The organism is Microbacterium sp. NPDC064978, assembly GCF_044543605.1.
In the GTDB taxonomy this organism is placed as follows: Bacteria; Actinomycetota; Actinomycetes; order Actinomycetales; family Microbacteriaceae; genus Microbacterium; species Microbacterium meiriae.
In genome coordinates this window covers 147,479-159,651 of record NZ_JBITWF010000005.1, presented here as the reverse complement: position 1 = coordinate 159,651, position 12,173 = coordinate 147,479, and the positions used below count along the sequence as shown (strand labels likewise).

General features: G+C 69.3%; 11 protein-coding genes. 10 read left to right on the top strand and 1 reads right to left on the bottom strand.

Going from position 1 to position 12,173, the window contains the following annotated elements; genetic code table 11:
* The first annotated feature begins 49 nt into the window (after positions 1-49).
* Both uvrB and ACIGJI_RS16265 read left to right on the top strand, forming a co-directional pair.
* Positions 50-2,122: an excinuclease ABC subunit UvrB gene (uvrB, locus tag ACIGJI_RS16270; protein WP_336502216.1), complete on the top strand. Its 2,073-nt coding sequence runs from the start codon at positions 50-52 to the stop codon at positions 2,120-2,122.
* Positions 2,123-2,133: 11 nt separating this feature from the next.
* A complete protein-coding gene (locus ACIGJI_RS16265) occupies positions 2,134-2,478 on the top strand; it encodes a TfoX/Sxy family protein (protein ID WP_187661754.1) in 345 nt (114 codons plus the stop codon).
* A gap of 10 nt (positions 2,479-2,488) precedes the next feature.
* Here ACIGJI_RS16265 and ACIGJI_RS16260 read toward each other — a convergent pair whose 3' ends face one another.
* Positions 2,489-2,731 carry a hypothetical protein gene (locus ACIGJI_RS16260; protein WP_187661753.1) on the bottom strand — a complete coding sequence of 81 codons (243 nt, stop codon included), beginning with the start codon at positions 2,729-2,731 and terminating at the stop codon, positions 2,489-2,491.
* 45 nt (positions 2,732-2,776) lie between these two features.
* On the opposite strand from ACIGJI_RS16260, the gene ACIGJI_RS16255 reads away from it, so the two are divergent.
* The 8 genes from ACIGJI_RS16255 to uvrC all read left to right on the top strand — a co-directional run bounded on the left by ACIGJI_RS16255 (position 2,777) and on the right by uvrC (position 12,152).
* Positions 2,777-3,220, top strand: coding sequence for a MarR family winged helix-turn-helix transcriptional regulator (locus ACIGJI_RS16255; protein WP_187661752.1), 444 nt, complete (start codon positions 2,777-2,779; stop codon positions 3,218-3,220).
* A gap of 63 nt (positions 3,221-3,283) precedes the next feature.
* The gene (locus ACIGJI_RS16250; RefSeq protein WP_363447316.1) at positions 3,284-4,036 is read left to right on the top strand and encodes a DUF4129 domain-containing protein; all 753 of its coding nucleotides are present in this window, start codon (positions 3,284-3,286) and stop codon (positions 4,034-4,036) included.
* Complete coding sequence (locus tag ACIGJI_RS16245) at positions 4,033-4,506, top strand: hypothetical protein (protein ID WP_363447314.1); 474 nt, start codon at positions 4,033-4,035, stop codon at positions 4,504-4,506. Before ACIGJI_RS16250 ends, ACIGJI_RS16245 begins: the two co-directional genes overlap by 4 nt.
* Positions 4,503-5,474, top strand: coding sequence for a MoxR family ATPase (locus ACIGJI_RS16240; RefSeq protein ID WP_363447312.1), 972 nt, complete (start codon positions 4,503-4,505; stop codon positions 5,472-5,474). The genes ACIGJI_RS16245 and ACIGJI_RS16240 overlap by 4 nt, the downstream gene beginning before the upstream one ends.
* On the top strand, positions 5,471-6,778 hold the full coding sequence (locus tag ACIGJI_RS16235) for a DUF58 domain-containing protein (protein WP_363447310.1): 1,308 nt from the start codon (positions 5,471-5,473) through the stop codon (positions 6,776-6,778). Before ACIGJI_RS16240 ends, ACIGJI_RS16235 begins: the two co-directional genes overlap by 4 nt.
* Positions 6,775-7,350 carry a hypothetical protein gene (locus tag ACIGJI_RS16230; RefSeq protein WP_187661748.1) on the top strand — a complete coding sequence of 192 codons (576 nt, stop codon included), beginning with the start codon at positions 6,775-6,777 and terminating at the stop codon, positions 7,348-7,350. The genes ACIGJI_RS16235 and ACIGJI_RS16230 overlap by 4 nt, the downstream gene beginning before the upstream one ends.
* A 9-nt stretch (positions 7,351-7,359) precedes the next feature.
* Positions 7,360-10,248 (top strand): excinuclease ABC subunit UvrA, encoded by a 2,889-nt coding sequence (gene uvrA, locus ACIGJI_RS16225; RefSeq protein ID WP_187661747.1) that lies wholly within the window; start codon positions 7,360-7,362, stop codon positions 10,246-10,248.
* Complete coding sequence (uvrC, locus tag ACIGJI_RS16220; RefSeq protein WP_363447308.1) at positions 10,248-12,152, top strand: excinuclease ABC subunit UvrC; 1,905 nt, start codon at positions 10,248-10,250, stop codon at positions 12,150-12,152. The genes uvrA and uvrC overlap by 1 nt, the downstream gene beginning before the upstream one ends.
* The last annotated feature ends 21 nt before the right edge of the window (positions 12,153-12,173 follow it).

The window sequence follows — 12,173 nt, the reverse complement described above, 5'->3', positions numbered from 1 at the left end:
TTCCGACCCCGCCGGCCCCGATGTCGGAGGGGCGGCATACGCTTGATGTATGCAGCCCACCCGCAGTGTCCGCCCTTTCGAGGTCATCAGCGAGTACACCCCTGCCGGTGACCAGCCGCAGGCGATCGCCGATCTGGCTTCCCGCATCAACGCGGGCGAGACCGACATCGTGCTGCTCGGCGCCACCGGAACAGGCAAGTCCGCGACCACGGCCTGGCTCGTCGAGCAGGTGCAGCGCCCCACTCTCGTGCTGGCGCACAACAAGACCCTCGCCGCTCAGCTCGCCAACGAGTTCCGTGAGCTCATGCCGAACAACGCCGTCGAGTACTTCGTCTCGTACTACGACTACTACCAGCCCGAGGCCTATGTCCCGCAGACGGACACCTTCATCGAGAAGGACTCCTCGATCAACGCGGAGGTCGAGCGCCTTCGCCACTCGACGACGAACTCCCTGCTGAGCCGCCGCGATGTGGTCGTGGTGTCGACCGTGTCCTGCATCTACGGCCTGGGCGCGCCGGAGGAGTATCTGCGCGCCATGGTCGCGCTCCAGGTGGGGGAGCGGTACGACCGCGACGCCCTGATCCGTCAGTTCATCGCGATGCAGTACAACCGCAACGACGTCGACTTCTCGCGCGGCAACTTCCGGGTCCGCGGCGACACCATCGAGATCATCCCGGTGTACGAGGAGCACGCCATCCGCATCGAGCTCTTCGGCGACGAGATCGAGGCGCTGTACTCGTTGCATCCGCTGACGGGCGAGGTCATCGAGAAGCTCGACGCCGTGCCGATCTTCCCCGCCTCGCACTATGTCGCGGGCACCGACGTCATCCAGCGCTCGATCGGCACGATCGAGCACGAGCTGGAGGAGCGGCTCAAGGAGTTCGAGCGGCAGGGCAAGCTCCTCGAGGCGCAGCGCCTCCGGATGCGGACGACGTTCGACCTCGAGATGCTGCAGCAGCTCGGCTTCTGCTCCGGTATCGAGAACTACTCGCGCCACATGGACGGGCGCATGCCGGGGGAGCCGCCGCACACGCTCCTGGACTTCTTCCCCGACGACTTCCTGCTCGTCATCGACGAGTCGCACGTGACGGTGCCGCAGATCGGTGCCATGTACGAGGGTGACGCCTCCCGCAAGCGCACGCTCGTCGACCACGGCTTCCGCCTGCCGAGCGCGATGGACAACCGCCCGCTGCGCTGGGACGAGTTCAAGAACCGCGTGGGGCAGACCGTCTACCTGTCGGCGACCCCGGGCAAGTACGAGATGGGCATCGCCGACGGTGTGGTGGAGCAGATCATCCGCCCGACGGGACTGGTCGACCCGGAGATCATCGTCAAGCCGTCGAAGGGACAGATCGACGATCTGCTCGAGGAGATCAGGCTTCGCGTGGAGCGGGACGAGCGCGTCCTCGTCACGACCCTCACGAAGAAGATGGCCGAGGAGTTGACCGACTTCCTCGGGGAACACGGCGTGCGGGTGCGCTACCTGCATTCCGACGTCGACACCCTGCGCCGCGTCGAACTGCTCAGCGAGCTGCGCGCCGGTGTGTACGACGTCCTGGTGGGCATCAACCTGCTGCGAGAGGGACTCGACCTCCCGGAGGTGTCGCTCGTCGCGATCCTCGACGCCGACAAGGAAGGGTTCCTCCGCTCCGGGACGTCACTCATCCAGACCATCGGCCGGGCAGCGCGTAACGTCTCGGGCGAAGTGCACATGTATGCGGACAACATGACCGACTCCATGGCCAAAGCCATCGAGGAGACCGACCGTCGGCGCGAGAAGCAGATCGCGTACAACAAGGAGCACGGGATCGATCCGCAGCCGCTGCGCAAGCGCATCGCCGACATCACCGAGGTGCTGGCGCGCGAGGGGCAGGACACGGCGGAGCTGATGTCCGGGCGAGGCCGTGCGTCGGGCAAGGGCAAGTCGCCCACGCCGAACCTGCGGCGCACCGGCATCGCTGCCGAGGGAGCGCAGCAGCTCGAAGCCACGATCCAGGACCTCACCGATCAGATGCTCGCCGCTGCCGCGGAGCTGAAGTTCGAGCTCGCCGGGCGCCTGCGTGACGAGGTGCAGGATATGAAGAAGGAGCTCCGCTCGATGGAGCGGGCCGGGCACGCGTAGACGGAGACCAGATGGACGCGGCAGGAGAGGAACTCGCGGACCGAGTCCGGGCGCTGCTCGGCGCTGACCCCTCGATCGAGGAGAGGCGGATGTTCGGAACCAGGGCATTCCTCGACGAGGGCCGCATCCTCGTCGGAGCACGGAAGGACGGCACGCTCCTCGTCCGCGTGGATGAGGAGAACGGGGCCGTCGCCGTGACCCAGCCGGGAGCTTCTCGGGCCGTGATGGGGTCGCGCACCATGGGGTCGGGCTGGATCGACGTCGCCGCGTCCGCGATCACCGATGATGCGGCGCTGATGATGTGGATCGACATGGCCCGAGAGTCAGTGGGGGCCGCCACCGCGGACGGCGACTGACCCGAGCGGTTTACGGGCAGTGCACCAGGGTCTTCGGCCCGGAGCGGTCGATCTCGTGCTCCGTCATCGGTGCTCCGCAGAGCGGGCAGGCGCGTTCGGCGCGTTCCGCGGCGCTCGGCGGCGGCGTCTTCTCGTAGGGCCCGACGGAGGCCGGGCCCGCAAGACGCACGAGGTTGGTATTCACCCAGGCATAGAGGCCCCCCGCTTCGCGGATGCGGGTGCGAAGAGGGGGCCGGCTGGAGTCGCGTGACATGTTGATTAGTGTACTAATGATTCGTGCAGATGTATAGTCGGGATCGTGACCGACACCGATGATCTGCTCCGCCTCGAGAACCAGCTCTGCTTCGCCGTGGTCACGGCGGCGCGGAACGTGGTGGCGATCTACCGGCCGATCCTCGAGCCGCTCGGGCTGACCCATCCGCAGTACCTGGTGATGCTCGCCCTCTGGGAGCGGGCTCCGCGAACCCTCAACGACCTCGCCGCCGACCTCGCGCTGGAGCCCGCGACGGCGTCGCCCCTCGTCAAGCGGCTCGAAGCCGACGGCCTGGTGGCCCGCCAGCGCAGCAGCGAGGACGAACGCCGACTCGAGATCACGCTCACGGATGCCGGTGCCGCCCTGCGTGCCAGGGCGGTGGACGTGCCGCGGCAGGTGATGGCCGCCGTGGGGATGGACATCGACGAGGTGGCAGCACTGCGGGACGGACTGGGCGCCTTCGCGGGGCCCCGCCCCGCCCACCCCTGACCGTTCCGCGGCATCCCGATATGAAGCGCTGGTGCTCGCCTGCGCACCCCTAGGGTGGGAGGCATGTCGCGCCCCGAGCCTCCGGTCCCCGCGCCGGAGCGTGTGCGTCGACCGGGGCCGCCGATGCTCCTCGGCCTCGCCGCCGCCGCCGGACTGTTCGGTCTCCTCATGTTCGCCGCGGCCGTGCAGGGCACCCCGCAGTTCGCGTCGACGGAGGCCGAGAGCACATCGCCGCCCCAGGAGAACGTCGTGCTCCCCGCCCCGACGGCGACGGAGACACCGCTGCCTCCGGAATCATGGGGGGATCCGGTTCTCGCGCAGGTGCTCGGCATGGTCTTCGGTCTCGTGCTGGGGCTGGCCGTCCTCGCGCTCGTCGTCGTGGTCGTTCGCCAGCTCATCCGATTCCTCGTGCGGCTGTGGCGGGACCGTCCGCTCGCACGCCGCGATGCCGCGGCTGCCGGGCCGGGTGCCAGCCCCACGTCGCCGGATATCCTCCCTGACGAGGTGACCATCCGCCGCGGGGTCTCCGATGCGCTTCGCACGGTCAGCGAACGACCAGTACCCGGTGACGCGATCGTCGCGGCGTGGATCGGCTTGGAGGAATCCGCCGCCGACGCCGGTCAGGGGCGCGCTCCGACGGAGACGCCGGCAGAATTCACCGCCCGGGTGATCGGCGGGCGCCACGGCATCGCCGCGGACCTCGCGGTCCTGCAACGCCTCTATGAGCGGGTGCGCTTCGGCGGGCTGATCGCAGACGAAGGCGACCGGCTGAGCGCCGCCGACGCGCTTCGCGGCATCAAGGCGGGGTGGCGATGAGAGGGAGGATCGTCCTGGCTCTCCTCAGCGCCCTCATCGCCGCTGGTCTTCTCGTCGTGATGCTCACCTTCGGAGTGCCCGCCCCCTTCGCCGTCGCATGGACCCTCATCCTGCTCGCGATCGTCGCGGCCACCCGCCAGGCCTTCGTCGACGAGGTGGTCGTGTGGCCGCCGGAGGCGCCCCGAGTGGAGGGCCGTGGCTCGGACGTGTCGCGGTTGGCGTGGGCGATCAACACCCGCACCGGCGTCGCGGGCCATGTCGTCGTCCGACGCGTGCAGGGCGTGGTCCGTCGGCGCCTCGCGCATCTCGACCTCGACCTCGATGACCCTCAGGACCACCCGCGTATCGACGCGGTGCTGGGAGACGGTGTCCGCGCCTCCCTGCATGCGCGAGAAGTGCAACGCGTGGACATCGAGCGCGTCCTCGACGCCCTCGACCGCATCCCCATCGACACGGAGGAGACAACATGACCACCGACGAAACCACGCAGATCGCCGATGTCGGACGCCGCGTGCTCGCGGGCGTCAAGACGGCCGTCGTCGGGATGGACGAGCCCCTGACGATCGCGCTGGCCGCGATCCTGGCGGGCGGCCACGTGCTCTTCGAGGACGTTCCCGGCCTCGGCAAGACGCTCGCCGCGCGCAGCCTCGCGGGTGCGCTCGGGCTGGACTTCCGTCGGCTGCAGTGCACACCCGACATGTTGCCGGGCGATGTCACCGGTTCCTACGTCTACGCGCCTTCCACCGGGGACTTCGCCTTCCGCCCCGGTCCGATCTTCACGGGACTGCTGCTTGCGGACGAGATCAACCGGACGACGCCGAAGACACAGTCGGCGATGCTCGAGGCGATGGCCGAGCACCAGGTGACGGTGGAGGGCAACAGGTTTCCGCTCCCGCGTCCGTTCCACGTGATCGCCACATCGAACCCGATCGAGTACGAGGGGACGTACGCGTTGCCGGAGGCGCAGCTCGATCGCTTCATGGTGCGGCTCGCGGTGGGGTACCCGCAGCCGGAGGAGGAAGCGCGGATCATCCTCGACCGTGTGGAGCGGCAGAGCCCGGATGTCGAGGTCGAGCCCGTGGTGGACGCCGACGGCCTGCGGCGGATCCAAGCAGCGGTCGAGGGCATCCACGTCGACCGCGATGTCGTGCGATACGGTGTCGAGCTCACGCGGGCGACACGCGAGGCGGCGACGGTGGCCGTCGGCGCCTCCCCGCGTGGTTCGCAGGCGCTCGTCCTCCTCGGACGCGCGCTCGCCGCGCTGGACGGGCGGGCATATGTACGGCCGGACGACCTCAAGCGCGTCGCGGTGCCGGTCCTCGCGCATCGATTGACCCTGACGCCGCAGGCCTGGGCACAGGGAGTGGACCCGCGGACGGTCGTCGACGCGGCCCTGGCGCGGACGGCCGTGCCTCCGACCGTCGCGGCGGCCCCGTGACGGACGAGGCGGCGGTGCAGACGGCGACCGCGGTCGCCTGGCGGCGGACGCCGGTCATCGCTCTCGGCATCGGCGGCGCGGCGATCATCGCCGCGGTGGGGCTCGCCTTCTCCCGTCCGGATATCGTCGCCATCGGCCTGCCGCTGGCGCTGGCCGCCGCGTGGGCGCTCCTCCGCCGCCCGAGCCCCGGAGAAGCGAGAATCGCTCTGCGCGCGCACGCCGTCGGCAGCGTCGATCGCCCGGAAGTGCAGACCGCCGCGGATGTGGTGCTGGCGGCGGATGCGGTGCAGATCGCCGTGGATCAGGACGGGCGGCGAACCGGTCTCGTGGATGTCCGACCGGGAACGGCCTGTCTCACGGCGCGCGGCGTGCTGCAGCATTCGGGTCCGAGTGAGCCGCTCGCCGTGACCCTGCGGGGGTCGAGTCTCGACGGCGCGTGGGTCTCCGATATCGTCCCTCGGACGGCGCTCGCCTGGAACGCGCCGCCGCGCGCGGTGCGGATCGGCAGCCTCCCGGTGGCGCCGCGGCTCACCGGACTGCACGGGTCGCATCCGGGTTCCCGCCCGGGGCAGGGTGGCGACTTCCGGGATATCCAGCCCTTCGTCCCCGGAGACGAGCTCCGTCGGGTCGACTGGCGCGCGACCGCCCGCGCCGCACGTCGACCAGGAGATCTCCTGGTGCGGAGGGACGACGCGCTGAGCGACTCGTCGGTCGTGCTCGCGATCGACACCGCCGAAGATCTCGGCGCCGCCGTGGCCGCGTGGGGGAGCGGCGATCCCGATCGCTCCGGAGTGACCTCACTCGATCTCGCGCGGGAAACGGCCCTCGCCATCGCCACCGCGGCGATCGGCGTGGGCGACCGCGTGGCCTATCACGCGCTCTCTCCGGACGGCCTCTCGCTGCCCTCCGGCGGTGGCGCCCGGCACCTCGCCCGTGTGCGCCGCGCGATCGCCGCGACCGGCATCGGCACCGATCCGTCCTATCGGCGGTCCCCGGCCGTGCCGCCAGGGTCGATCGTCTTCGTGCTCTCGACGTTCGTCGACGGGGTGGCGGCACGGATGGCGACCAGCTGGCGCGCCGCCGGCCACGCCGTCATCGCCGTCGATGTGCTTCCGACTCCCGAGGAGAGCCGCCTCAGTCGCGAGCAGCGGATCGCCCTGCGCACTCTGCTCGCCGAGCGCACCGACGTCCTGGCCGAGCTGAGACATGCCGGCATCGAGGTGGTGCCGTGGTCCGGTGGTGTCGATGCCGCGATGCGCCGTGCCGCCCGCCGTCTTGCGCGTCGCGGGACGGGGCGCCGATGACTCGCGCCGTCCGCTCTTTCCGCGCCGGTGTCGCGGTCCCGGGGGCCGTCCTCCGGCTGGCAGTGGTCGCCCTGGCCGCCGGGGGAGCACTGCTCCTGATCCCCTTCCCGCTGTGGCAGGGCATCGCGGTGCTCGCCGCTGCCGTCGCCGTCGCGATCCCCCGCAGTCTCGCCGCCTGGGTGGCGCTGGCCTGCCTCCCGTTCGGCGTGATCCTCTCGGAACCGGATCCCTCCCGGACCGCGCTGGCTCTGCTGTTCGTGCACGCCCTGCATGTCTGCGCGTCGCTGAGCCTCGTGGTGCCGCTCTCCTCGCGCGTGGCCCTGTCCGTCCTGCTTCCGAGTGCCGGCCGCTTCCTCGCCGTTCAGCTGATCGCGCAGCCGCTGGCGTTCGGCGTCTGGCTGCTCGCCGAGCGGCCGGACACCCCCGAGGTCGTGATCCTGGCTCCGTTCGCCGCGGCGGCGCTGCTCGGCGGGATCCTGGTCGCCCTCCGTGCGGCGAGACGGGCGGGCGCGGCGGCGTCCGCACCAGGCGCGTACGGCGTTCTCGGAGCCGATGTCCGTGGCCCCTCGTAGACTTGTTCGGTGCCCATCGTCCCCGTTGCTTCCCCAGGAAAACTCAGTGTCCGCGGCGCCCGCGTACACAATCTCAAGAACGTCGACATCGACATCCCCCGCGACTCTCTGGTGGTCTTCACCGGCCTCTCCGGATCGGGGAAGTCCAGCCTCGCCTTCGACACGATCTTCGCCGAGGGGCAGCGTCGGTACGTCGAGTCGCTGAGCGCCTACGCGCGACAGTTCCTCGGCCAGGTCGACCGGCCGGACGTCGATTTCATCGAGGGGCTGAGCCCGGCGGTGTCGATCGATCAGAAGTCGACGAACCGCAACCCTCGGTCGACGGTCGGCACGATCACCGAGATCTACGACTACATGCGTCTGCTCTGGGCGCGCATCGGCGTTCCGCACTGTCCGGTGTGCGGGGAGAAGATCCAGCGTCAGACCGTCCAGCAGATCGCCGACCAGCTCATGGAGCTGCCGGAGCGCACCCGCTACCAGGTCGTCGCGCCGATCGTCTCGCAGAAGAAGGGCGAGTTCGTCGACCTCTTCCGTGAACTGGGAGCGAAGGGCTACTCCCGCGCCATCGTCGACGGCGAGCTCATCCAGCTGGCCGAGCCGCCGACGCTCAAGAAGAGCTACAAGCACGACATCGCCGTGGTCGTCGACCGCCTCGTCGCCTCGCCGGACATCCTCGGACGCGTGACCGACTCGGTGGAGACCGCTCTCGGACTCGCCGGTGGTGTGGTGCAGATCAACTACGTCGACGGCGAGGGCGACGACGCCTGGCAGACCTTCTCGGAGAAGCTCGCGTGCCCCAACGGCCACGCGCTCACCCTCACCGAGATCGAGCCGCGCACGTTCTCCTTCAACGCGCCGTTCGGCGCCTGCCCCGCCTGCTCGGGCCTCGGCACCCGCATGTCCGTCGACGTGGACCTGATGCTCGGCGACGAAGACCTCTCGATCCGCGAGGGCGTCATCATCCCCTGGACCACACAGGGCAAGGGCCTCTTCCAGTACTACGAGCGGCTGCTCGAAGGGCTCTCCCGCGACCTCGACTTCTCCCTCGACACCCCGTGGCGCGACCTGCACTCCGACGTCAAGGAAGCCGTGCTGCGCGGAGAGAACTACAAGGTCACCGTCAAGTGGAAGAACCGCTACGGCCGTGAGATGCGCTATGCCTCCGGCTTCGAGGGCGTGGTGCCGTACATCGAGCGGCAGTACCTGCAGGCCGAGTCCGACACGCAGCGCAGCCGGTGGGGCGAGTACCTCCGCGAGGTCCCGTGCCCCGTGTGCAACGGCGACCGGCTGAAGCCCGAGGTGCTGGCCGTGCAGGTGCACGGTCACTCCATCGCCGAGGTCTCGCACCTCAGTCTCGCCGACGCCCGGGCGTTCATGGAGAAGCTGCAGCTCACCGAGCGCGAGGCCAAGATCGCCGCCCAGGTGCTCCGTGAGATCCGCCTGCGTCTCGACTTCCTCCTCCAGGTGGGGCTGTCGTACCTCAACCTGAGCCGCTCCGCAGGCTCCCTGTCGGGTGGTGAGGCGCAGCGCATCCGGCTCGCGACGCAGATCGGCTCCGGCCTGACCGGGGTGCTCTACGTGCTGGACGAGCCCTCCATCGGCCTTCATCAGCGCGACAACCGTCGACTCATCGAGACACTGCTCACTCTGCGCGACCTGGGGAACACCCTGATCGTCGTCGAGCACGACGAGGAGACGATCGAGGCGGCGGACTGGGTGGTCGACATCGGTCCGGGCGCCGGCGTGAACGGCGGCGCCGTGGTCCACTCCGGGCCCTACTCCGCGCTGCTCGCCGACACCGACTCCATGACCGGCGACTACCTCTCCGGCCGTCGGGAGATCCCGATGCCGGCGAAGCGCCGGAAGATCGACAAGAAGCGCATGCTGAGCGTCGTGGGCGCGCGCGCCAACAACCTCCGCAACGTCACGGCCGACTTCCCGCTCGGCGTGCTCACGGCGGTCACGGGCGTCAGCGGATCCGGGAAGTCGTCCCTCGTGAACGACATCCTGTACCAGGTGCTCGCCTCGCGACTCAACGGGGCGCGGACGGTGCCGGGCAAGCACACGCGCGTGACCGGGCTCGACAACCTCGACAAGGTCGTGCACGTCGACCAGGCGCCGATCGGCCGCACCCCGCGATCTAACCCGGCGACCTACACCGGCGTCTTCGATCGCATCCGCACGCTCTTCAGCGAGACGCCCGAGGCGAAGGTCCGCGGCTACCAGCCCGGGCGCTTCAGCTTCAACGTCAAGGGCGGACGCTGTGAGGCCTGCTCCGGTGACGGCACGATCAAGATCGAGATGAACTTCCTCCCGGACGTGTACGTGGACTGCGAGGTGTGTCACGGCAAGAGGTACAACCGCGACACCCTTGCTGTGCACTACAAGGGCAAGAACATCGCCGAGGTGCTGGAGATGCCGATCGAGGAGGCGGCCGAGTTCTTCGAGCCGATCCAGGCCATCCACCGCTACATGAAGACCCTGGTCGATGTGGGGCTGGGATATGTCCGCCTCGGGCAGTCGGCGACCACGCTCTCCGGCGGTGAGGCGCAGCGCGTGAAGCTCGCGACCGAGCTCCAGCGCCGCAGCAACGGTCGGAGCATCTACGTGCTCGACGAGCCGACGACGGGTCTGCACTTCGAAGACGTGCGCAAGCTCCTCGAGGTGCTTAACGGTCTGGTCGACAAGGGCAACACGGTCATCGTGATCGAGCACAACCTCGACGTGATCAAGTCGGCCGACTGGGTGATCGACCTCGGTCCCGAGGGCGGCTCCGGCGGCGGCACGATCCTCGCCACCGGCACGCCGGAGCAGATCGCGCGGGTCGAGGAGAGCCACACCGGCCAGTTCCTTGCCGAGATCCTGGGTGAGGGGCGCTCTGCGCGGAAGGCCAGCTGATGGCCGACGTCCTGCCGTACAAACCCCGGGCCGGCGAGATACCGACCGACCCCGGGGTGTACCGGTTCCGTGACGCCAACGGCCGCGTGCTGTACGTCGGCAAGGCGAAGAACCTCCGTCAGCGGCTGTCGAACTACTTCGCTCCGCTGCGGACGCTGCACGAGCGCACGCGCCGGATGGTGACGACGGCGGCGTCGGTGGAGTGGACGGTCGTGCCCACGGACGTCGACTCGCTGCAGCTCGAGTACATGTGGATCAAGGAGTTCGATCCGCCGTTCAACGTCAAGTACCGGGACGACAAGTCGTACCCGTTCATGGCCGTGACGCTGGGGGACGAGGCGCCGCGCGTGCTCGTGACCCGGAACAGGAAGATCCCCGGCGCCCGCTACTTCGGACCGTACCCGAAGGTCTGGGCGGTGCACGAGACCATCGACCTGATGATCAAGGCGTTCCCGATCCGCACGTGCAGCGACGCGAGCTACAAGCGGGCGATGCAGACGGGACGCCCGTGCTTCCCGGGGCAGATCGGCAAGTGCGGCGGGCCGTGTTCGATGACGGTGTCGATCGAGGAGCACCGGGCCATGGTCGACGACTTCGTCGCCTTCATGGCGGGTGGCGACGAGCGGTTCACCCGGGAACTCACCCAGCGCATGCTCGCCGCGTCGGCCGCCATGGACTACGAGGCGGCGGCGAAGTACCGCGACAAGCTCTCGGCGATCGAGGCCGTGCTCGGCAAGAGCGCTCTCGTGCTGCCCGCGGACGAGGACGCGGACCTGTTCGGTATCGCCGAGGACGAACTCGCGGCCGCCGTGCAGCATTTCGTCATCCGCGGAGGTCGTGTCCGCGGCGTGCGTGCTCTGACGATCGAGAAGGAGATCGACATCACGGGCGGAGAGCTCGTGGAGCAGGTTCTCCAGCAGGCGTACGGGGAAGCTCAGGACGTGCCGCGTCGCATCCTGGTGCCCGTGCTCCCCGACGATGCGTCCGAGCTCGAGGTGTGGCTGCGGGAACGCCGAGGCCGGAAGGTCGAGATCGCGGTGGCGCATCGTGGTCAGCGTGCTGATCTCATGCGCACGGCCACGCTGAACGCCCAGCAGGCGCTGATCCGGCACAAGACCCGGCGTACCAGCGACTACGTCGCCCGTACCCAGGCGCTCACCGATCTGCAGGAGGCGCTGGGTATGGAGGAGGCGCCGCTCCGGATCGAGTGCTTCGACATCTCGCACCTCGGCGGCACGAATGTCGTGGCGTCCATGGTCGTGTTCGAAGATGGTCTTCCGCGGAAGGACCAGTACCGCACCTTCAACATCGCGGAGACGACCGACGACACCGACTCCATGTACCAGGTGCTGCGTCGTCGGCTCGCCTACCTCGACCGCCCGGAGGAGCAGGAGACCGTCGATCCCACCACCGACGAGGTGGTCGCGGAAGACGTCGGCGAGGCGGGGGTGCGCCGCAAGCCTCGCTTCGCCTATCCGCCGCAGCTGCTGCTCGTGGACGGCGGGCAGCCCCAGGTCGAGGCCGCCGCTCGGGCCCTCCGCGACGCCGGGCACACCGAGATCGCCGTGTGCGGCATCGCCAAGCGCCTGGAGGAGATCTGGCTCCCCGGCGACGACTTCCCCGTCATCCTTCCGCGGACCAGCGAATCGCTCTACCTGCTTCAGCGGCTTCGTGACGAGGCCCACCGCTTCGCCATCGTCCATCAGCGGAAGAAGCGCAAGAAAGACATCACGACGGTGCTCGCCGAGGTCCCCGGTCTCGGGGCCTCACGGATCAAGGTCCTCCTCAAGCACTTCGGCTCGGTCACCGCGCTGCGCGCCGCCGAACCCCACCAGATCCAGGAGGTCCAGGGGATCGGCCCGGTGCTGGCTCAGAACATCCATACGCACCTGTCCACTCGCTAGGCTGGGAGGCCGAGGGGGAGA